The following is a 21654-nucleotide window of genomic DNA, read 5'->3' on the forward strand; positions in this document are numbered from 1 at the left end:
GAGATTCGCGTCAGTAGTGAACGCGCAAATGAAGCTTTCGGCTATTTACATCAAGGTAGATTAGCAATTCAGGGGCGAAGTACGGCTTCACACCTCGCCCCTGAATGTTCGCATTAGTTCCAACCAGCGCGGTCGAAAATCTGCACCGCCTTGGTTTGACCAGAGCCGATTTTGGCCGCGTTCAAAGTGTCAGCGCGAAAATCACCCATCTTTTCCAGATTGGAATTACCAGCCAGGCCGATAGCGGCGGGGTATTCGTTGTTGCCATCAGCAAAATAACGCTGCGCGCTTTCGCTTGTCAGATATTCGAGGAAAGCAATCGCGTTTTCGCGGTTGGGCGCATTCTTGACAACGCCTGCGCCGCTCACATTGATGTGCGTGCCGCTTTCGCCTTCGCCTTGATCGGGGAAGATCACGCCGAGCTTGTCGAACACCGCGCGCTGTTCCTCATCGCCGCCTGCAAAGCGGCCAAGGTAATAGGAGTTCACAACCGCAATCCGGCATTCGCCCGCAGCAGTGCTTTCGATCTGCGCAGTGTCATTGCCCTGCGGATCGCGCGCGAAGTTTGCAACGACGCCCCTGGCCCACTCTTCAGCAGCCTCTTCGCCCTGGTTGGCGATGATGCTGGAGAGCAGCGAGATGTTGTAGATGTTAGAGGACGAGCGGATGCAGATGTCACCTTTCCACGCAGGATCGGCCAAGTCCATATAGCTGTCGAGCCCTTCGGGAACGCCCGCTTCCTTGTTGTAGATGATGACACGTGCGCGGGTGGAAAGACCAAACCACAACCCATCCGGATGGCGCAGGTAGTCGGGCAGACGCTCATTCAAGACATCGGAATTGACCGATTGCAGCACGCCCGCTTCCTCAGCGCGCCAGAGACGGCCCGCATCGACGGTTACAAGAAGGTCGGCTGGCGAAAATTCGCCCTCGGACTGGATCCGTTCGATCAGGGCATCGGCGTCCGCTTCAATACGATTGACGGTGATGCCGGTCTGCTCGGTAAAGTCTTCATAGAGCGCAAGATCGGTGTCGTAGTGGCGCGATGAATAAACATTGACAACGCCATTATCGCCAACGGCGTCGCCGGCCGTTTCTGCATTGTCGGAGCAGGCCACAACGCTCAACGCGAGGCCAAGGCCGAGAATCATTTTCTTCATAAGTGTCCCTTCAGTGATACTTGCGAATGACTTGCAATAGTATCTTTGCGAATGCAAGTGCTGATTTGGATACTCACCCACTGGCAAAGGCGCGCACGCTCGCATCGCGCGGCACCACGCGGTAATGCGCGCCTTCTTCAACCGCGGCTGTCGTCTGGACCGTGATCTCTTCGCCAGATGCGGTTTGCAGCAAGAGCCTGCTGGCCACTCCCAAAGGGTGCACATCGACAACGACAAGGCCGCCTGCGTCCTTGATACAATCCAATGTCTCGGCATGGACGAGAAGATCGACTTCGCTTGCGCTTGGCATATCGCCCGCGACACAGGACACCGGCCAGGCACCAAGGCTGGTTTGCAGAACATCGCCATCGCGCTTTGCTGCAACCACTTGCGCACCGCCGAAAATTGCACCGACCGATGGCGTTGCGGGCCGGTCATGCAGGTCCTCGGGGCTCCCGAACTGGATGATGCGCCCGTCCTCCATCACCGCGATATAATCGGCAATGTCGAGCGCTTCCTCCGGGTCGTGCGTGACCAGAATTGTGGTCGTACCCGCTGCGCGCAGAAGCCTGCGGCAATCGCGGCGCAGGCGGCGGCGAAGAACAATATCAACGCTGGCGAAAGGTTCATCCATAAGGAGCACTTGCGGCTCTGGCGCCATTGCGCGAGCTAGGGCAGCGCGCTGTTGCTGGCCGCCGGAAAGCTCGTGCGGGAAACGCGGGCCAAGCCCAGCCAGCCCCACCCGCTCAAGCCATTGCTCGATCACAGCATCCGACCTACCGCCCGAAAGACCAAAGGCGATATTCTTTGCAATCGTCATATGCGGGAAGAGCGCGCCGTCCTGAAAGACAAGACCGATCGGCCGCGCTTCAGGCGCAGGGTTGCGGCTTGCCGACGCGATCTCTTCACCCGCGACGATGATCCTGCCCGACTGCACCGGCAAAAGCCCTGCGGCCAAGTTCAGCAAGGTTGACTTGCCCGAGCCTGACGAGCCAAGCAGGCAGGTGATTTTTCCCGCTGGCGCTGTAAAGGCGATATCGGATAAGGCCTCCACCCGCCCGGTCCGACCGGTGTAAGCATGGGCAATATGTTGAAATTCAAGACTCACAAAATTGTCCGATACTTTGGTGCAGGTGCCCCATGACTGAGGGCGTGACTGAGATGGGCCTTAAGCAATCCGCCCCCGCCCCCGCAAGTGGGCTTGTGGCGCGCTCCTCCCTTTTGGATGGGTGGAGCGTAGGCGCACTGGTGCTTGCCGCCTTCGCCTTCCTTCCCATTGCCACCATTCTCGTTTCGGCGCCAAGCGGCGGTTTTGAGGCGATTTCCCACCTCGCGAGCACGGTCCTGTGGCGCTACACCGCGAACACTCTGGCGCTGATGGCGATGGCGGGCGGGCTTGCCCTGATCGTGGGGACAGGATGCGCCTGGCTGGTAAGCGCCGCGCGTTTTCCGGGGCGTTCGGTTCTGGCCTGGGCGCTGGTTCTGCCTCTTGCCCTGCCCGCCTATATCGCGGCGTATCTTTATGCCGATATGCTCGACTTTGTCGGACCGGTGCAAACCGCATTGCGCGAAGTCACCGGGCTTGGTCCCGATGGATACTGGTTCCCGCAAATCCGCTCTCTTCCCGGCGGGGCCTTCGTCCTTGGCATCGTCCTTTACCCTTATGTGTATCTCCTCGCGAGAGCCGCTTTTGCCGCGCAAAGCCTGTCGCAGTTTCGCGCCGCGCGCAGCCTTGGGGCAAGACCAACGCGCGCCTTCTGGCAGGTTGCCCTGCCCGCCGCGCGCCCCGCTATTGCGGGCGGATTGGCATTGGTGTTGATGGAAGTGCTCGCCGATTTTGGCGTTGCGCAGTATTTTGCGATCCCCACCTTCTCGACCGGCATTTTCCGCAGCTGGCTTTCGATGGGCGACAAGCAGGCCGCGCTCAAACTGGCGGCGGTGATGTTGCTGTTCGTGGTCGCCCTCATCATTCTCGAGGCGCGCACTCGCAAGGGCCGCGCGGTGAGCAAGGATGGCTCGCGCGACGACGAACCGCTCGTGCACCTTTCCCCTCTGGGTAAGGTGCTGGCGCTCCTCTTTTGCGCATCGCCGGTCTTTCTCGGCTTTCTCATCCCTGCCGGCTATTTGCTCTCGATGTCTGTCACCCCGGCCGCGATGAACGCCGCGGGCGATCTGTGGGCCTATGCCAGCGGAAGTCTCTGGCTTGGGCTCGGCGCAGGGTTCCTCTGCGTAATCGCGGCGCTGCTTCTGGCCTTTGCAAAAGCGCGTTCGGAAAGCCAATTGGTCAAAGCATCCATTCGCGTCTCGACGCTTGGATACGCGCTTCCCGGGGCTCTGCTTGCAGTCGGGCTACTCGCGCCGCTTGGAGCCGTTGATGTGGGCATGACGCGGTTTTTACGCGATACTTTCGGCTATTCAGGCGGCCTTGTCCTGACGGGCACTGGCGCTGTCCTCATTTACGCATTGTGTGTGCGGTTCCTCACCGTTGCCTACAACAGCGTGGACGGAGGGATGAGCAAGATCCCGCCTTCCTTCGCCGCCGCTGCGCGATCTCTGGGAGCCGGGCCGTCGCGTGTCCTGGCGAAAATCTACGCCCCGCTTCTGAGCCGCAGCCTTGCCGCTGCCGCCGCGCTCGTTTTTATCGATGCCGTGCGCGAGCTGCCCGCCACATTGATCCTGCGGCCCTTCAATCTGGAGACGCTTGCCACCCGCACCTACCGCCTTGCAAGCGACGAGCGGCTGGTTGAGGCGTCTATCCCCGCGCTTCTTCTGCTGGTCGCCGGACTTCTGCCGGTGCTTCTACTGACGAGGACGGGCAAGCGTTAACCGCGCAATGTAAGGGTAGATTGTCACCACTGGTGTAAACTAAGCTTGTCGAATACGCCTGATGCGTTCAAAGTGCCTCGCAGATGGCAAAATTTCCATTCTCGGCAATCGTCGGACAGGACGAGATGAAGCAGGCGCTGCTGATCGCGGCGGTTGATGGCTCGCTTGGCGGGGTCATGGTCTTTGGCGATCGCGGCACCGGCAAAAGCACTGCCGCACGCGCTTTGGCGAGCCTGCTGCCACCGATCACCGCACATGCAAACTGCCCGTATGGTGGGTCAAAAGAGGACGCGGAACGCTATCCGGATGTGTGCGGCGGTGGGCCTTTGCGAAAGCGTCCTGTGCCATTTGTTGACCTGCCCCTGGGCGCGACCGAGGACCGGGTGATCGGCTCGCTCGACCTCGAGAAGGCGCTTCGATCTGGCGAAAAGGGGTTTGAACCAGGACTTCTTGCCAAGGCGCACCGGGGTTTCTTGTACATTGACGAGATCAACTTGCTCGAAGACCACCTTGTGGACCTGCTTTTGGATGTGGCCGCCTCGGGCGAAAACGTGGTCGAGCGCGAGGGGCTTTCCGTGCGCCACCCTGCGAAATTTGTCCTCATCGGCAGCGGCAATCCGGAAGAGGGTGAACTGCGCCCGCAATTGCTCGACCGCTTTGGTCTCTCAGTCGAAGTGCGCACGCCCGAGGATATCGAAACCCGCGTCAAGATCATGCGACTTGTTGCAGCCAGTGAGCGCGATCCGGAAGGTTTCGCTGCCGAATGGGCGCAAGAGGACGCCAAGATACTCAAGCAAATCGCGCGCGGCAAAGCCAAGCTTGCCAGGCTCGAACCTCCTGAAAACATCCTCACCGATGCAGCCCATCTGTGCATGGCTGTGGGCGCAGACGGGCTACGCGGAGAGTTGACCTTGATGCGCGCCGCCCGCGCCCTTGCAGCTTTGGAAGGCGCGCGATCGGTCAAACGCGAGCATTTGATCGCGGTTGCGCCATCGGCCTTGCGGCACCGGTTACGCCGCGATGTGCTCGATGAAACGGGCTCGACTGCGCGCATTTCGAGGGCCATCGACGAGCTGTTCGGGTGACAGGCGAAACCGCCTCTGAAAGACTTTCAAGCGACCCCATTCACGACGCTAGCCTCGCCGCAACCCTCTTCGTCCAAAACCCGCTAGGTTTCGGTGGCATGGTCCTGCGCGCAAGCTCGCCCGCTCGCGATGCACTGGTCGCAGCGATAGGGCAAAAACTCCCGACCCGCCGCCTCCCCGCCCATATTGATGATGAACGCCTGCTTGGAGGGATCGACATCGCGGCAAGCCTCGCAGCGGGCCAGCCGGTTGAGACCAAGGGACTTCTCGCGGAGGCCGAAGGCGCGGTGCTGATCGTGCCCATGGCAGAGCGCATGGATGAAGCGCTTGCCGGGCGGTTGGCGCAGGCGCTTGACGATAGAAGGATCGCAATGCTCCTCTTGGACGATGCACGCGAAGCCGATGAGGGGCCACCGCTGGCACTGATGGAGCGGCTGTCGTTTCAGTGCGATCTCACCCATTCACGCGAGCGTGAGGCATCATTGGGGGCCTCCAAAGCTGGCGAAACGGGGCCTCTCGATGACGAGGCATTGAGCGCAATTGCGGCAACGGGCCCAGCGCTTGGGGTGCATTCGCTCCGCGCTCTTATTCATACAAGCGCGGCGGCGCGGGCTCATGCCTCTTTGTCAGGACGCGAAGTGGTCGAACACAGCGATCTGGAAGCCGCCGCACGGCTTGTTCTGGCGCCGCGAGCAACGCAGCTTCCGCCGCCGCCCGAAGAGCCCGTTGCGGATGATTCTCCGCCGCCCGATCCCGGTGACACGCCAGAGGAGAACAACCAGCAATCGAGTGATCAAAAGCTCGAAGACAAAGTTGTCGAAGCCGCTGCTGCCGCTATCCCGGCTGACCTTCTGGCCCAGCTTGCAAAGGGGCTTGCCCCGCGTGCATCGGGAGCGAGCGGTTCGGGGCAAAAGCGCAAGAGCGGGCTTCGCGGCAAACCGTTGGGAGCGCGGCCGGGTATGCCGCGCGGTGGCGCTCGTCTGGCGATGATCGACACATTGCGCGCTGCCGTTCCGTGGCAGGCCGTCAGACGGCGAGAAACGGGCGCTGACCCGAACGCACCGATCATCATGCGCAAAGGTGACCTGCGTGTTCGCCGCTTTGAAGAAAAGGCCGCGCGGGTCACGATCTTTGCGGTCGATGCCTCCGGCTCCGCTGCCGCTGCGCGCCTTGCCGAGGCCAAGGGCGCGGTCGAGCTGATGCTTGCACAAGCCTATGTCACGAGGAGCGAGGTCGCGCTTATCGCCTTTCGCGGAGAAGTCGCCGAATTGCTCCTGCCTCCCACGCGCTCGCTCACACGGGCGCGGCGCGCGCTGGCGGAGCTTCCCGGAGGGGGCGGCACGCCGCTTGCAATGGGCCTCGATACCGCGCGCGAACTCGCACATTCGGTGCGCGGAAGAGGTCGCACGCCGAGCCTTATCGTGCTTACCGACGGGCGCGCCAATATCGACGGTCAAGGCCAGCCCGGGCGCAAGCAGGCAGGCGAAGATGCGGCAGCCGCCGCCAAGGCGATTGCCCGCGAAGGGGTAGATGCCCTCGTGGTCGATATCTCTGCACGCGCCAGCCGCGAGGGGGGTGCATTGGCCGAGGCCATGCAGGCCCGCTACCTCGCCCTGCCCCGCGCCGACGCGAAAACCCTGCACGCGGCCATTTCCAGCAGAGAGCCCGCATGAGCCGCCCGCTCAACTGGGATCGCGAAGGACGCCTGTGGCCCAATCGCGAGGCAAGCCAATTTGTGCAAATGGGCCACGCGACATGGCACGTCCAACGGTTCGGTGAGGGCAAAAGCCCGCGCATTCTGCTTATCCACGGCACCGGGGGATCGGTGCACTCATGGGGCGCGCTTGCCCCGATGATGGCAGAGCAATTCGAACTGTTCGCCCCCGACCTCCCTCGCCACGCATTCACCACCGGCCATGGGCCGCAGGATTCCTCCATCCCCGGCATGGCGCGCGCGCTTGCTGCGCTGCTCGAACACACCGGTTTTGCGCCCGACATGATCGTTGGCCATTCCGCAGGCGCCGCTCTGGCGTTGCAATTGGCGCTGGATCACGGCTTTACCGGTCCCATCGTCGGGCTAAATTCGGCGCTGCGTCCCTTCCCCGGCCTTGCCGCGCAGCTTTTCCCGGCAGTTGCCAAGTTGCTTTTCGCAAACCCCTTTGTCCCGCGTGTATTCTCGGGGCTTGCCGGATTTGGTTCGGAGGCCGAGCGGTTCATCTACCGCTCCACACGCTCGACGATCTCGGACGAAGGGCTCGCCTGCTACGCCGCCCTCATCAAGAACCCGCGCCATACGAAGGGCGCATTGTCGATGATGGCGAATTGGGACCTTGAAAGACTGCGTGAGCGGATGGGAGAGATCACCAACCCGATTTTGATGATACATTCTGACAAGGACGCAGCGATCCCGCTGGACTGGGCCAAGGAGGCGCACAGCTGGCTTGCCACCTCCCGGCTCGACGTGCTGTGCGGCCTCGGCCATCTCGCCCACGAGGAAGCCCCGGAACTCGTAGCCGAGCGGATCATGGATTTCGCAAAGGAGACGCTGGGGGAGAACGCCTGATGGAAGACTACAGCAAAAACATCACCGATAACCTCGGCTGGCTGGAAATCGCGTTCTTCTACTCCATCGCGATTGGCGTTTGCTTCTGGCAATGGTGGAAGATGCGCCGTGAAGTGCGCGAGATGCGGGCCGAACGCGAAGCGCGCGAGGCTGAAGAGGCTGCAAGCAAGGACGCGGAAGAAAGCGAAAAGCCGGAAGGCTAAGCTGGTTTCCTCGGCATCCGAAACGGCAGCATGAACTGCACCACTGGCGAGGCGAACCGGCGCATATCAAGACTTTCCTGCACCGTTGCGACTTCCTCACCGAAAAGCTTCGACGACAGTTCTGAACGCGCATAAAAGGGCGTATCCTCCCATGTGCGGCGAACCTCGGCCACACCGATTTCAGAGCGCGTACGCCTGTCGACCCGCCATCTGCTTTTGGGCAAAGGCGCAATCGCGGGAAGCTCGACATGAGCCGCCTCGCAGTGCTTGTCGAAGCGGATAGCGCTTGCGAAAAGCGAGCCGTCGCCGCGCTCGCCTTCATAGCATACGACCGCGCCCTCCTTCATGTGCGCGCGCGACCAGTGCCAGGTGTTAAAGCCACTCTCCAGTGGCTCTGACCCACGGTTGTGATCAAAATATCCGCTGCCGCCCCACGAGAGGCCCGGCTCCTCCATCTCGACCTCTATCTGCGCGCGCGGGGCCATGCAGTGCCAGATGTGGTTTTCCGCCGGATCAAGCGCAAAGCTCGCCGCATTCAATGCCTCGGGGTACACCCGCACCGTGCCCGCCACCCGGCGGTGGATGGGGTTGAACAGCCGCGTGTCGCGCTCCTCAATTTCAATCGTCAGGTGATCGCCATCCCAGCGCATTGCGCTCGCCCCGATTTCAAGGGTATGCGCATCGCGCCGCACGTCTGCCTCGGGTCGCTCGTGCATGACCCACCGTGCTCTTGGACCGTAAAGCGCGATATTCATGGAGCAATGGTCGAGCGGCGCGCCCCTTCCCGATGCCTTGTAATAAGGCGAGAAAACACTCCCCATAAAGGCGATTATCGTGAGGGCGTGGGCTCCGTCGTCGCTGATCGCGTCGATATACCACCAGGTGTAGCCGCCTGATGGAATGTCCTCGTCGAAGCGAGGTCCTGTTCCACCTTTTTCGCCGCAAGCAGCCCGGATAAGGCGGCCATCGGGACGCCTGCTGAAGGATGCGTCGCTCCCCCAGCGCAATAGAGTTTCCTGATGCGCGTGCGCGGCCCCTGTCTCAGGAATGAGGCCGCCGAGCCGTGCGACGCTCTGCCATATAGAGCCCCCCCGGTTGCCGGGAAGAGGCGCTCCCACGTGGCCGGTGTCGCGAGCTCGTGGGGCATGTCCTCCTCGAGCATGAGGCCGCATTTCTCTAACCTTGCTTTGAGGGCCCTCGTGCATCCTTGTGTCTCCTTGGGATCGTAGGAAAAGCGGTCGCCATTGGCGGGCGCATTGACGATGATTTGCAGCCGTTCCCGGCCTTGCGGCGCCGCGGCGGCGTTCAAATCCGCGCTGCGATCGAGCGCGCAGACATAAGCGGTGGGATCGCTCGGCGGACGGCCGCTGGCGATCTCGTCGAACTCGCGCTTGTAGTCGCTTGAGAAAAAGACGTTGTGGTGGGTGAGGTCGAAACCGCTTGTCTTTGTGTGGGCGTACCAGACGAGCGCGGAGAGCGAGCGTTTGGCAGGGGGGAGCGGCTTGACCGCACGCGACGGGTCTTGTCCGAAATGGCCGGTCGCAATCGCATTGGGATCGGCGTTGCAGATCACGCTGTCGGCGGGGATCACCTCGCCACTGTCCAACCGGACGCCGCAGGCCTCGCCCGCGCCATTCATCAGGATTTGGCAGACCCTTTCCCCCATGCGAAACTGCGCGCCATTGCCCTCAGCCAGCCGCCTCAAAGCAACCGCGAGCGCGTTGATCCCCCCGTCGATCAGCCACACGCCCCTCGCCTCGACATGGGCGATCAGCATCAGGGTTGCGGGCGCTTGGAATGGCGAAGAGCCGCAATAGGTCGAATAACGGCCAAAAAGCTGCTGAAGACGCGGGTCGGGGAAGAAATCGCGAAGCGCCTTCCACATGCTCTTGTGCGGGCGCATCGCGGCAAAGTCACCAAATCGCGTCAGGCCAATGCGCCAAAGGAGCGGGAGCGGGCTCGACACATTGTCGCCGCGCATCATCGGCTCGTTGAGGATGTTATACATCCGCGCGGTTTCGGCTTGGAAGCGGGCATAGCCGCGCGCGGCCTCTGCCCCGGCGAAGTTGCCAATGGCATCGCGTGAGCGCTCGGGATCGGCGTAGAGATCAAGCGTTTCGCTATCATTCCAAGCGTGGCGGGCGAGCACTTCGGCCTTTTTGACGCTCACATAGTCTTCGAGTCGCGCGCCGCTTTCTTCGAAAATCTCGTCAAACACATCGCGCATGGTGAAAACGGTTGGGCCGGCATCAATTGACGCGCCATCGACGGCAACGCGGGCCGCTTTTCCGCCGACTTCCGCTTGCGCTTCCACGAGGGTAACGGCCATCCCGCGCGCAGACAATCGGGCGGCGCTCGCCAGCCCTCCCATCCCTGCGCCGATGATGACGACAGCCTTCAAAAACCCCTCCACCCGGCGCCCATCGCCAGAGAAATCTCACATTCCAGTTGACCTGACTGTAGCAGGTGTCCAACTATTTAGACAATCAAAGTGTCAATTCGTGGGATAATATTGACCCAAACGTCATCAAAAGATCCTTGGAAGGTGCGTTATGTCGCGCGCCGCAATGCGGTGTTTGCTTCCCCGCGCTTCCAGCATTGGTGCGCGAAGCTCCCATTCGTAAACCGCATCGCAAGAGCGCGCGCGGGCGAGGCTTTCGACCTGATTGCCGGTTTCACCTATTCGCAAATTTTAAGGAGCTACGTTGAAAGTGGCCTGTTTGACCTCCTTCAATCCGGCCCCGTAGGCCACGCCCGTGTCGCGGCTGAATTGGACCTGAGCCCAGATGCCACCCTCACCTTGCTCCGCGCAGGCCGCGCCCTTCGCCTCTCCGAAGAACCGATCGCCGATGGCTGGATGCTGGGCGAAGCTGGCGCCGTGCTCGCCGCTGACGAAGGCGCTCAGGCTATGGTGCGCCACCACCGCCTGCTTTACCAAGATTTGGCTGATCCGATGGAGCTTCTTCGCAAGGACCGTAAGGAGCCGACCGAGTTGTCGCGCTTCTGGTCCTATGCGGGCGCGCTGCACGGTGCAGCAGAACGCGGGGCCGAGACGGCCGAGTATTCACAGCTCATGGCCGCATCGCAGCACTTCGTCGCTAACCAAGTGCTCGCCTCCTATCGCTTCCCGAAGGACGCGCGGCTGCTTGATGTGGGCGGCGGGCACGGCGCGTTCCTGACCCATATGGGGAATGCGTTTGACGACCTGCACCTGGGCCTCTTTGACCTTCACGAGGTGGCCGAGACAGGCGCGCAGATCTTGGCAGACCGCTTTGGGAACGCGCGCGTTTCTGCCCACCCGGGCAATTTCTTCGAGGATCAGGTCCCACAAGGGTTCGACGTCGTCTCACTCGTCCGCATCCTTCACGATCACGACGATGATGCAGCGCTCAAAATTCTCACCAACATCCGCGCGAGCCTTGAGCCGGGCGCGCATCTGCTGATCGCAGAACCCATGGCGGGCGCCGCTGGGGCAGAAGGTATGGGAGAGGCGTTTTTTGGGATGTATCTGTGGGCAATGGGCTCAGGCCGGGCGCGCAGCCCGGCGGAATATGCCGACATGGTGCGGCAGGCAGGTTTTGCCCGAACCAGAAATGTCCCCACCCCTCAACCAGTAAACGCAAGCATCCTCATCGCGTATGCGTAAAACTTGAGCTACATTTAAAACTGTCTGCTTTTGTTGACACTAGCGGGTGTAAGGCGTAGCAAACTCCTGAGAGAAACCACCTTCGAAGGCGCGCAACGAGTCGAGTTCGCCCATTTCGAAGGGGAGAATGGTTCCGCATTTGGACCACAAACAGGGGAAGCAAGCCGTTGATGGAAAGCTTGGCTGTCACACTCGAAGGGCCTGAGCGTGTAACGCTTCAGGCGCTTGAGTTGAACGCGCCGGGCACAGGCGATGTGCTTGTCGATATTGCCTGGAGCGGGATCAGCTCGGGCACTGAAAAACTCCTTTTCACCGGGCAGATGCCCGACTTTCCGGGCATGGGTTATCCGCTTGTGCCGGGATATGAATCCGTCGGCAGGATCGTCGATGCGGGCAAGGCGGCAAAGGGCCGGATTGGCGAGTGGGTCTTTGTGCCCGGCGCCAATTGCTACACGCAAGCACGCGGACTTTTTGGCGGCACGGCCAAGACGATAACACTGCCATCGGCGCGCGCTTTGAGCGTGCCCGAGCACTTGGGCGCCAACGGCGTGTTGTGCGCTCTGGCGGCGACCGCGCTCCATGCGATCAACGAAGGCGATGTGCCGGACCTTATCATCGGGCATGGTGTGCTTGGCCGGTTGCTTGCGCGTCTTACGATTGCGCTTGGCGAAAAAGCGCCAACGGTTTGGGAAACACAGGCTGAACGCCGCAGTGGCGGTGCGGGATACGAAGTGGTCGCGCCTGAAAATGACAGCCGGACAGGCTACGCCTCGATCTATGATGCCAGCGGCGATGCGGGCCTTCTCGACACGCTGGTCGGGCGGCTTGCCAAAGGTGGCGAGATCACGCTTGCGGGCTTTTACAAGGACCGCCTTAGCTTCGCCTTCCCGCCTGCATTCATGAAAGAGGCGCGCCTCCGGATCGCGGCGGAATGGGCACCCAAGGATATCGCGCAAACAATTGCGCTGATCGAGGCAGGGGCACTCGGGTTGGACGGGCTTGTCACGGACCACGCTCCCGCTGAACTGGCGGTGGATGCCTATCCCAAGGCGTTCAGTGCCCCCGACTGCCTCAAAATGGTTTTGGATTGGAGAGACGCGTAATGACGATGTTGGAAGCCCACGATCATGGCCCCCTTCAGCCGCATCTGCGCGACGAGGCGAGCCACGAGCCCGATCCCGTGCATACGGGCGAGGTGACGAAGGAAACGCAGGTCATTGCGATCTATGGCAAGGGCGGCTCGGGCAAAAGTTTCGCGCTTTCCAACCTGTCCTACATGATGGCGCAGCAAGGCAAGCGCGTGCTGCTCATCGGCTGTGATCCAAAGTCCGACACGACTTCGCTGCTGTTTGGCGGCAAAAGCTGCCCCACAATTATTGAAACCTCTTCCAAGAAAAAGCTCGCTGGCGAAGACGTCACCATCGAAGACGTCTGTTTTCAGCGTGACGGCGTGTTCGCCATGGAGCTTGGCGGGCCGGAAGTGGGCCGGGGCTGTGGTGGGCGCGGGATCATCCACGGCTTTGAGCTGCTTGAAAAACTGGGCTTCCACGACTGGGGCTTTGACTACGTCCTGCTCGATTTCCTGGGCGATGTGGTTTGCGGCGGGTTTGGCCTGCCGATTGCCCGCGATATGTGCCAAAAAGTGATTGTGGTCGGCTCGAACGACCTCCAGTCCCTCTATGTCGCCAACAATGTGTGTCATGCGGTCGAATACTTCCGCAAGATGGGCGGCAATGTCGGTGTGGCCGGTATGATCATCAACAAGGACGATGGCACAGGCGAGGCGCAGGCCTTCGCCGAGGCGGTCGATATTCCCGTCCTCACTGCGATCCCGGCGAATGAAGATATCCGCCGCAAGAGTGCAAATTATCAGATCATCGGAACGCCGGGCGGCGAATGGGCAAGCCTCTTTGAGGAACTGGCCATAAACGTCGCCGAGGCCCCGCCGCGCCAACCCTCTCCACTCGACCAGGATGGCCTCCTCGACCTTTTCTCGCCCGAAGACACGGGCGGAAATGTCGAACTGATCCCGGCTACTCAGGCCGATATGCGCGGCGGCATTTTTGAAGAAAAACCATCACTTGAAGTGATCTACGACGAGGTCTGAGTTGACAGAGCTTCCTTCCTCAAACGCGCAACGCTCTCGTGACACGCTGGATGTAGGGGCACGCCCTGCGCCAGCAAGCGGCGCGTGTTCGAGCAAGGAAACCTTGCGCGAGGCGGCGCGCGCTTCGGGGAAACGTGACATACTCGATAAATACGCCGTCGATTATCCGGTCGACCCTGAAAAAGGGCCACACGATCAACCCCAATCGATGTGTCCGGCCTTCGGATCATTGCGCGTCGGCCTTCGCATGAAGCGCACTGCCACAGTGCTCTCGGGCTCGGCCTGCTGTGTCTATGGCCTCACCTTCACCTCGCATTTTTACGGCGCACGGCGCACGGTTGGATATGTGCCGTTTTCGTCGGAAACGCTGGTCACCGGCAAGCTGTTCGAAGACATCAAGGAAGCGGTTGAGGATCTGGCCGATCCGGAACGTTATGATGCGGTTGTTGTGACCAATCTGTGTGTTCCCACCGCCAGCGGCGTGCCATTGCGGCTGCTGCCCGATCAGATCAACGGCGTGCGCATTATCGGTATCGACGTGCCCGGCTTTGGCATTCCCACCCACGCAGAGGCGAAGGATGTGCTCGCAGGTGCCATGCTCGCCTATGCGCGCAAGGAAGCGATGACGGGGCCAGTGGCAACGCCCGAGAGGCGCTCTGACCGGCCAACGGTCGCGCTTTTGGGCGAGATGTTCCCGGCTGATCCGGTGGTGATCGACCAGATGCTGGAGCCGCTTGGCCTTGCCGCGGGGCCTGTAGTGCCGACGCGCGAATGGCGCGAATTGTATGCCGCGCTCGATTGTTCTGTCGTTGCCGCGATCCACCCATTCTATACTGCCAGCATTCGCGAATTCGAACACGCTGGCCGCCCGATCATTGGCTCTGCCCCTGTGGGCGCAGATGGCACGGCGGCATGGCTCGATAGCCTGGCCGACGTAATGGGTCTGCCTGCCGAAAAGGTCGCCGGCGTCAAGAATGCCATGATCGGCGCTTGCAAAGGCGCTTTTGCCGCCGCCCCCATCAATGGCCGCGTGACGGTTTCGGGATATGAGGGTTCTGAACTTCTGGTTGCTCGCCTGCTGATCGAAAGCGGCGCAGATGTGCCCTACGTCGGCAGTGCTTGCCCGCGCACCAAATGGTCAGATCCAGACCGTGAATGGCTCGAGGCCAAGGGCACACGCGTCAATTTCCGTGCAAGCCTTGAAGACGACATCGCCGCTATCGAAGAGTTTGGGCCGGACCTCGCCGTGGGCACCACTCCGGTTGTGCAGCACGCCAAGGCAAAAGCCATTCCGGCCCTTTATTTCACCAATTTGATCTCCGCGCGCCCTCTCATGGGTCCGGCAGGCGCCGGCAGCTTGGCTCAAGTCATCAACGCCGCGATGGGCAATAAAGAGCGTTTCGATACGATGCGCGAGTTCTTCGAAGGCGTGGGCGACGGCCATGCCACGGGCGTGTGGGAAGACACCCCCGTCGACCGCCCCAAATTCCGCAAGAAATATGCGGCCTTGAACGAAGCGGCGCGTAAAGCGGCTGAGGCGGTGGGCACATGACGCTCGTCCTCGACCATGATCGCGCTGGAGGCTACTGGGGTGCCACTTACGTCTTTACGGCGGTCAAGGGCTTGCAAGTCATCATCGATGGCCCGGTGGGTTGCGAAAACCTGCCCGTGACCAGCGTCCTCCATTACACCGATGCCCTCCCCCCGCATGAATTGCCGATTGTGGTGACGGGTCTTGGCGAAGAAGAGCTCGGCAAAACCGGCACCGAAGGCGCGATGAAGCGCGCTTGGGAAACGCTCGACCCAGAGCTTCCCGCGGTGGTTGTCACAGGCTCGATCGCGGAGATGATCGGCGGCGGCGTCACGCCAGAGGGAACCAATATCAAGCGCTTCCTCCCTCGCACGATCGACGAAGATCAATGGCAATCGGCTGATCGCGCGCTCGCCTGGCTGTGGACCGAATTCGGTCCGAAGAAAATGCCAGCACAGCGCCCGCGCAAAGAGGGCGAGAAGCCGGTCGTCAATATCATCGGCCCCTCCTACGGCATGTTCAATATGCCATCGGACCTCGCCGAAATCCGCCGTTTGGTCGAAGGCATCGGCGCAGAAATCGGCGTGGTCTTCCCGCTCGGCTGCCACCTTGCCGATATTCGCAAACTCGGCATGGCGGATGCGAACGTGTGTATGTACCGCGAGTTTGGCCGCAATCTTTGCGAGACACTTGAGCGGCCCTATTTCCAGGCGCCTGTCGGGCTTTCGAGCACCACCAAATTCCTGCGCGCTTTGGGCGAGGAACTGGGTCTTGACCCGGAGCCTTTCATCGAGCGCGAGAAGCACACCACGATCAAGCCGCTCTGGGACCTGTGGCGCTCGGTCACGCAAGACTTCTTCGCGACCGCCAATTTCGGCATTGTCGCCAATGACACCTACGCGCGCGGTATCCGCCACTTCCTCGAAGACGACATGGGACTGCCGTGCGCGTTCGCTTATTCGCGCGAGGCTGGGGTAAAGCCCAGGAATGATGAAGTGCGGGCGAGCATCCACGCGACCCCGCCCCTCGTCCTGTTCGGTTCGTACAACGAACGCATGTATATGGCTGAGGCAAGCGGGGCTGCGGGCCATGGTCCTGCGGGTCAATTTATCCCTGCAAGCTTCCCGGGAGCCGCGATCCGTCGCCACACAGGCACGCCTTTCATGGGCTATTCGGGTGCGACCTATCTGGTGCAGGAAGTGTGCAATGCGCTGTTTGATGCGCTGTTCCATATCCTTCCCTTGGGAACCGATATGGACGAAGGCGAAGCGACCCTTGCCAGAGGCGCAGATGTGCCGGTGAAAGCGGGCTCCAACGGCGGGCCAACACACGAAGTCACCTGGGACGCAGGCGCTAAAACGCGGCTTGATGAACTGGTTGAAAAGCAGCCCGTTCTCGTCCGCATTTCCGCCGCCAAGCGCCTTCGTGATGCCGCAGAGCAAACCGCTCGCGCACGCGGCGCTGACACGGTTACAACAGATTGCCTCCAAGAGGCATCGCTCGAAGGAGAGGCCGTATGACCACTGCCCAGAGCACCACAAAAACTTATGAGGGATCACAAGTTTTGCCTGAAGTTTTCGGGCATCCGCAATCCACGTGGGGGATCACGCGCGGATACCGTCGGGGACAATTCCGTCCCCGCTCCAATGTTAACTTATGGAGATACTAGTATGGCCGATGGTGATCGCCCCAGCGTGGGGACCTATCTGACCGACGAAGAAGCAAAAGAAATCCATGGCGCGTTCATGGGTACTTTTGGGCTTTATGTCGGCATCGCAGTCGTGGCTCACATCCTTCTCTGGATCAATAAGCCCTGGCTGCCGCTCTAAGCCTTTAAAACCACTGTTTGACTAAGCCTTTGTTGACGCATTCCCTCCCGGAATCCGTCTCATGGCCCAAGCAATTGGCATAAGGAATTGAATATGTACAAGATTTGGCATCACTTTGATGTTCGCCGGACCCTCGTTGCGCTGCATGTCGGCCTCGCGGTTCTCGCGTTCACGATCCACTTCATCCTGCTCAGCACCGAAACTTACGGCTGGCTGACCTGATGGATGTTTGGCCGATGAAATCTGGCCAGACATAAAATTTCGTGAGGAGGCAGGTTCGCCTGCCTGCCTCCCACACAACCAAACGACGCAAACGATAACGCCCGCATTCAAAGCGGGAAGGATGGACCTATGGCGCTCCTTAGTTTCGAGCGGAAATACCGCACTCGCGGTGGCACATTAATCGGCGGCGACCTTTTCGACTTTTGGGTCGGGCCGTTTTACGTCGGATTCTTCGGGGTTACGACAGCAATCAGCGCGCTGCTTGGCACGATGCTGATCTTTGCTGCAGCCGCAGAAGGACCCACCTTAAACCCCTGGCTTATCGATATTCAGCCACCATCTATCGAAGCCGGACTTAGCTTTGCCCCTCTCAGCGAGGGCGGATACTGGCAGGTCATTACGATCTGCGCGGTTGTCGCTTTTAGCTCGTGGGTGATGAGGCAGGCAGAAATCTCCAAAAAGCTGGGCATGAATTATCATGTTCCCATCGCTTTTGCCGTGGCGGTTTTTGCATATGTAACCCTCAATGTGATCCGTCCGGTGTGGATGGGCGCATGGGGTCATGGTTTCCCATACGGCATTTGGTCGCACTTGGACTGGGTATCGTACACGGGATATAACTATGTGAACTTCCACTATAATCCCGTTCATATGATCGCGATCACGTTCTTCTTCACGAACTGTCTCGCGCTCGCTCTGCACGGTGGTCTCGTCCTGTCAGCGGTCAATGTTGGCAAAGGCAACGAGGTCCGCTCGCCAGAATATGAAGACACCTACTTCCGCGATTTCATCGGCTATTCGGTCGGTACGCTTGGCATTCACCGTGTCGGCCTGTTCCTCGCCCTTAACGCAGGGTTCTGGAGCGCGATCTGCATCGTGATCTCGGGCACGCTGATGACCGGAAGCTGGGTCGAATGGTGGGATTGGTGGCGCGCTGTCCCGATGTGGCAAGGAGAACCGATCTGATGGCTACCTATCAAAACATCTTCACCCAGATCCAGGTCAAGGCTCCGCCGGAAATGGGGGTTCCACTCCCACCGGCCGAAGACATCCGTATCCCGAATGTCGGCTACAGCTATTGGTTCGGCAAGATCGGTCAGGCACAGTTCGGACCGATTTACCTGGGATGGTCAGGTTTGATCTCTCTGGTTTTCGGGACGGCAGCGTTCCTTATCATCGGGCTCAACTTCTGGGCGCAGGCCGGATGGGACCCGCAAACCTTCATCCGCGAATTGTTCTGGCTCTCGCTTGATCCGCCAAGCTCGGAGTACGGCTTTAGCCCCATCGTGCCTTTGAATGAGGGCGGCTGGTTCATCATGACCGGCGCGTTCCTGACGATCTCGGTGCTATGCTGGTGGGTGCGAACCTACACGCGGGCGAAAGCGCTTGGCATGGGGATGCACATTCCCTGGGCCTTTGCGAGCGCGATCTGGCTGTTCCTGGTGCTGGGCTTTATCCGCCCGCTGCTCCTGTGGGATTGGTCACAGGCCGTCCCGTACGGGATCTTCAGCCACCTCGACTGGACCAACAATTTCAGTCTCGTTTACGGGAACCTGTTCTACAACCCGTTCCACGCGCTCTCGATTGTGTTCCTTTATGGTTCGGCGATCCTGTTCGCGATGCACGGGGCAACGATCCTTGCTGTTGGCCGCTATGGCGGTGAGCGCGAGATCGAGCAGATCACGGATCGCGGCACGGCTTCTGAACGTGCCGGCCTGTTCTGGCGCTGGACCATGGGCTTTAATGCCACGATGGAATCGATCCACCGCTGGGCCTGGTGGTTCGCGGTTCTCACCACACTGACAGGCGGGATTGGCATCCTTCTGTCAGGCACCGTGGTCGACAATTGGTACCTTTGGGCACAGGAGCACCACTACGCTCCCCAGTAAGCGCCACGCGCTCTCTTACGGGGTCGAGGCGAGACCCCAACCATAGGTTCGAAATTTGCCCGGCTGCGCACAAGATGCGCGGCCGGGCTTTTTCGTTGCAAAAGGCGCACTTGAGAGGGAGGCAAAGCGGAAAGTCGTCCGCCTTCGCCATTTTGCAACACAACCGCCACGCAACTGTCATTACTTCGCTATAGCGAGCCCTCGACCTCTCTTTCATATCAAGGGCAAAACAGTGACCAAACCTCTCTTTCGATCAATCCTTCTCGCATCGGCAATGGCCATTCCCACGCAGGCCATGGCTCAAGACGATAGCGAACAGTCGGGCAACACCATCATCGTGACCGCGCAAAAGGTCGAACAGCGCGCGCTCGATGTGCCGATCACCATCTCGGCGCTGGGCGGCGAAAACATCGAAGAGCTGGGTGTCACTGACCTCGACGAGCTATCGAACTACGTACCCGGCCTGCTCATTCAGGAGCAGAGCGCCAACAACCCCGGCGTTGTCATTCGCGGCATCACCTCCGACAGCGGCTCTTCGCAGCAGGGCCCGCGCGTCACTCTCTATTACAACGGCGTCGATATTTCGCGTTCACGCGGTTCCTATCAGGCGATCTACGATCTTGAACGGGTCGAGGTCATCAAGGGGCCGCAGGCGACCTTGTTCGGCACAGCGTCCGCGGTTGGCGCGATCAGCCTCGTGTCCGCCCGCCCGCGCGACGGGTTCTCGGGCGAGCTCACCGGCGGTTATGGCAATTTTGACCAGACCCTGCTTGCCGGCCACCTCAATGCAGGTTCCGATGTGCTCGCAGGGCGCGTTGCCTTCGAATATCGAACCCGCGATGGCTATGTCGAAAACCTCAATGCCAATCAGGAAGAAGAGCTTTATGCGCAGGACCAATTGGGCGTGCGCGCATCGCTTCGCTACTCGCCATCAGCCGACTTCACGCTCGATCTGATCGGCACATATGATCAACAACGCAATGGCGGCACGCCCTTCATCTCAAGCACCTTCCCCGCTTTTGCAGGCGCACCGGGCGGTCCGGCAAACGCATTCGAAGATGCAAACCTTGGCGGCTTTCCCGAAGGCTCCGCGGCGCTGGGTGATGATCAATTGGGGCTGAACCGCGAAGTGTATGACCTGAACCTGACGGCAGAATACCAGTTCGCCGACGATTGGACGTTCACCACGGTCAATGGTTACCGCGAATTTGACAGCGCAGAAGTGTTCGATGCTGACGGAACGGCTGCGCCCTTCCTCGAATTTGCAGAGATTGCGGACGGTTGGCAGGTCAGCCATGAGGGGCGCTTCACATATTCAGGCGCCAATATCCGCGCGAGCGCAGGCTGGAACCTGTTCATCGAGGAAGGCGCGCAAAATGTGCCTTTCGCCACGGAAGAGGGGCTGTTCCTGCAATGCCTGACCTCGCTTTTCGGCGCCCCCTTGATCCCCGGCATCCCGTGCGTTGCAGCCGACGGCAGCGTGCCTGCAACCGCAGTCACCGGCCTTGCGACAATGGGAGCGGCGACCGCCATTCCTTACGCTGCGCGGTTTGAAAATCAGGGCCGGAACGAAGCCTATTCGGTTTTTGCCGATGTAACCTGGCTTCCCACCGACAAGCTTGAACTCACCGCTGGCGTTCGCTTCATCGACGAATATCGCGAATCCGGCTATATCTCAGTCGCGCCTGACAGCGTGCTGAGCGGTGCGCCTTTGATCCCGGGCTTCCTGGACACCAATCTCCAGACATACCGCGACGATGCAAGTTTCACCGCTGCCCTTCCCCGCGTCAACGCGCTTTACCGGATCAGCGATGATGTGAACGTCTTTGCCACCATCTCGAAGGGCCGTCGTTCGCCCGTCGTCAACCTTGGCGCGAGGGTCGATGGCGTGGGCAATGTGGTTCCCGACCCACAGATTGTAGCGGAAGAAACGGTGTGGAACTACGAAGGCGGTATCAAGCTTGCCAGCGGTCCGGTTTCTGCCTCGCTTGGCGTATATTACCAGGTCTATGAAAACTTTCAGGTTTCGGTCGAAGACCCCGATGGCCCGGTTGGCAGCTTCATCACGCAAAGCGCAGGCTCGGCCAGCAACCTTGGCGTTGAAGGCGAAGTGGCGATCGATGCAGCCGACTGGCTGCGCGTGTTCGGCAACTTCGGCTACATCGACGGCGGGATTGACGAAGACGGCGCGTTCTCGCCCGCCTTTTCGGGTGCGCGCTTCCGCCTTCAGCCTGAATTTCAGGCCTCGGCGGGCTTCACCGTGGATTACGAGTTTGGCAATGGTGCAAGGTTTTTCGCAACGCCAAGCGTCACCCACCGAAGCCGCATTTTCTTCGAAGTGCCAAACAGCGACCTGATCAGCCAGGAAGGCGTCACACTGGTCAATGCGCGTGCCGGTCTCAGCTTTGCCGATGAGCGATTTGAAGTCGCCGGTTTCATCCGCAATGCGTTCAACGAGGACTATCTGCTTGATGCAGGCAACACGGGCGGGGCGTTTGGCATCCCGACCTTCATTCCGGCAGAGCCACGCTTCTATGGAATTCAGGTGACAGCGCGCTTCGGCGACTGATCCTCGGCAGTAAGTTACAAAACG

The 21654-nt window shown here is 60.5% G+C and carries 19 protein-coding genes; 15 read left to right on the top strand and 4 right to left on the bottom strand.

What is annotated here, in order from left to right; genetic code table 11:
- Nucleotides 1-113: 113 nt before the first annotated feature.
- The gene (locus MWU38_RS11060; protein WP_247271862.1) at nucleotides 114-1160 is read right to left on the bottom strand and encodes a Fe(3+) ABC transporter substrate-binding protein; all 1047 of its coding nucleotides are present in this window, start codon (nucleotides 1158-1160) and stop codon (nucleotides 114-116) included.
- Nucleotides 1161-1233: 73 nt separating this feature from the next.
- Nucleotides 1234-2268 carry an ABC transporter ATP-binding protein gene (locus MWU38_RS11065; protein WP_247271863.1) on the bottom strand — a complete coding sequence of 345 codons (1035 nt, stop codon included), beginning with the start codon at nucleotides 2266-2268 and terminating at the stop codon, nucleotides 1234-1236.
- Between the two features lie 95 nt (nucleotides 2269-2363).
- On the opposite strand from MWU38_RS11065, the gene MWU38_RS11070 reads away from it, so the two are divergent.
- The 5 genes from MWU38_RS11070 (at nucleotide 2364) to MWU38_RS11090 (ending at nucleotide 7837) form a co-directional block, all read left to right on the top strand.
- Complete coding sequence (locus MWU38_RS11070; RefSeq protein ID WP_247271864.1) at nucleotides 2364-3986, top strand: iron ABC transporter permease; 1623 nt, start codon at nucleotides 2364-2366, stop codon at nucleotides 3984-3986.
- Between the two features lie 83 nt (nucleotides 3987-4069).
- Nucleotides 4070-5071, top strand: coding sequence for an ATP-binding protein (locus tag MWU38_RS11075; protein WP_247271865.1), 1002 nt, complete (start codon nucleotides 4070-4072; stop codon nucleotides 5069-5071).
- Nucleotides 5068-6744, top strand: a complete 1677-nt coding sequence (locus MWU38_RS11080) for a magnesium chelatase subunit D (RefSeq protein ID WP_348646885.1) — start codon at nucleotides 5068-5070, stop codon at nucleotides 6742-6744. The genes MWU38_RS11075 and MWU38_RS11080 overlap by 4 nt, the downstream gene beginning before the upstream one ends.
- A complete protein-coding gene (gene bchO, locus MWU38_RS11085; RefSeq protein WP_247271866.1) occupies nucleotides 6741-7634 on the top strand; it encodes an alpha/beta fold hydrolase BchO in 894 nt (297 codons plus the stop codon). The genes MWU38_RS11080 and bchO overlap by 4 nt, the downstream gene beginning before the upstream one ends.
- Entirely contained in the window at nucleotides 7634-7837 is a 204-nt protein-coding gene (locus MWU38_RS11090) for a hypothetical protein (RefSeq protein ID WP_247271867.1), read from the top strand. Before bchO ends, MWU38_RS11090 begins: the two co-directional genes overlap by 1 nt.
- On the opposite strand, the gene MWU38_RS11095 is transcribed toward MWU38_RS11090, so the two are convergent.
- Nucleotides 7834-8658 carry a hydroxyneurosporene dehydrogenase gene (locus MWU38_RS11095; protein WP_348646886.1) on the bottom strand — a complete coding sequence of 275 codons (825 nt, stop codon included), beginning with the start codon at nucleotides 8656-8658 and terminating at the stop codon, nucleotides 7834-7836. The genes MWU38_RS11090 and MWU38_RS11095 overlap by 4 nt on opposite strands.
- 8 nt (nucleotides 8659-8666) lie before the next feature.
- The gene (gene crtD, locus MWU38_RS11100; RefSeq protein WP_281494652.1) at nucleotides 8667-10238 is read right to left on the bottom strand and encodes a 1-hydroxycarotenoid 3,4-desaturase CrtD; all 1572 of its coding nucleotides are present in this window, start codon (nucleotides 10236-10238) and stop codon (nucleotides 8667-8669) included.
- 111 nt (nucleotides 10239-10349) lie between these two features.
- On the opposite strand from crtD, the gene MWU38_RS11105 reads away from it, so the two are divergent.
- From MWU38_RS11105 to MWU38_RS11150, 10 genes are all read left to right on the top strand, one after another.
- Nucleotides 10350-11483: an acetylserotonin O-methyltransferase gene (locus MWU38_RS11105; RefSeq protein ID WP_247271868.1), complete on the top strand. Its 1134-nt coding sequence runs from the start codon at nucleotides 10350-10352 to the stop codon at nucleotides 11481-11483.
- A gap of 170 nt (nucleotides 11484-11653) precedes the next feature.
- Nucleotides 11654-12586 carry a chlorophyll synthesis pathway protein BchC gene (bchC, locus tag MWU38_RS11110; RefSeq protein WP_247271869.1) on the top strand — a complete coding sequence of 311 codons (933 nt, stop codon included), beginning with the start codon at nucleotides 11654-11656 and terminating at the stop codon, nucleotides 12584-12586.
- Entirely contained in the window at nucleotides 12586-13590 is a 1005-nt protein-coding gene (locus MWU38_RS11115) for a chlorophyllide a reductase iron protein subunit X (protein ID WP_247271870.1), read from the top strand. The genes bchC and MWU38_RS11115 overlap by 1 nt, the downstream gene beginning before the upstream one ends.
- Nucleotide 13591: 1 nt before the next feature.
- Nucleotides 13592-15142, top strand: a complete 1551-nt coding sequence (bchY, locus tag MWU38_RS11120; RefSeq protein ID WP_247271871.1) for a chlorophyllide a reductase subunit Y — start codon at nucleotides 13592-13594, stop codon at nucleotides 15140-15142.
- Nucleotides 15139-16641 (top strand): chlorophyllide a reductase subunit Z, encoded by a 1503-nt coding sequence (gene bchZ / locus MWU38_RS11125; RefSeq protein ID WP_247271872.1) that lies wholly within the window; start codon nucleotides 15139-15141, stop codon nucleotides 16639-16641. The genes bchY and bchZ overlap by 4 nt, the downstream gene beginning before the upstream one ends.
- A 150-nt stretch (nucleotides 16642-16791) precedes the next feature.
- A complete protein-coding gene (gene pufB, locus MWU38_RS11130) occupies nucleotides 16792-16950 on the top strand; it encodes a light-harvesting antenna LH1, beta subunit (protein ID WP_223071763.1) in 159 nt (52 codons plus the stop codon).
- 93 nt (nucleotides 16951-17043) lie between these two features.
- On the top strand, nucleotides 17044-17172 hold the full coding sequence (gene pufA, locus MWU38_RS11135) for a light-harvesting antenna LH1, alpha subunit (protein ID WP_081853297.1): 129 nt from the start codon (nucleotides 17044-17046) through the stop codon (nucleotides 17170-17172).
- Between the two features lie 129 nt (nucleotides 17173-17301).
- Nucleotides 17302-18138 carry a photosynthetic reaction center subunit L gene (gene pufL / locus MWU38_RS11140; RefSeq protein ID WP_247271873.1) on the top strand — a complete coding sequence of 279 codons (837 nt, stop codon included), beginning with the start codon at nucleotides 17302-17304 and terminating at the stop codon, nucleotides 18136-18138.
- A complete protein-coding gene (gene pufM, locus MWU38_RS11145; RefSeq protein WP_247271874.1) occupies nucleotides 18138-19061 on the top strand; it encodes a photosynthetic reaction center subunit M in 924 nt (307 codons plus the stop codon). The genes pufL and pufM overlap by 1 nt, the downstream gene beginning before the upstream one ends.
- A 274-nt stretch (nucleotides 19062-19335) precedes the next feature.
- Nucleotides 19336-21630 (top strand): TonB-dependent receptor, encoded by a 2295-nt coding sequence (locus MWU38_RS11150; protein WP_247271984.1) that lies wholly within the window; start codon nucleotides 19336-19338, stop codon nucleotides 21628-21630.
- Nucleotides 21631-21654: the final 24 nt, after the last annotated feature.

The organism is Qipengyuania sp. S6317L1 (assembly GCF_023015615.1).
Lineage (GTDB): Bacteria > Pseudomonadota > Alphaproteobacteria > Sphingomonadales > Sphingomonadaceae > Erythrobacter.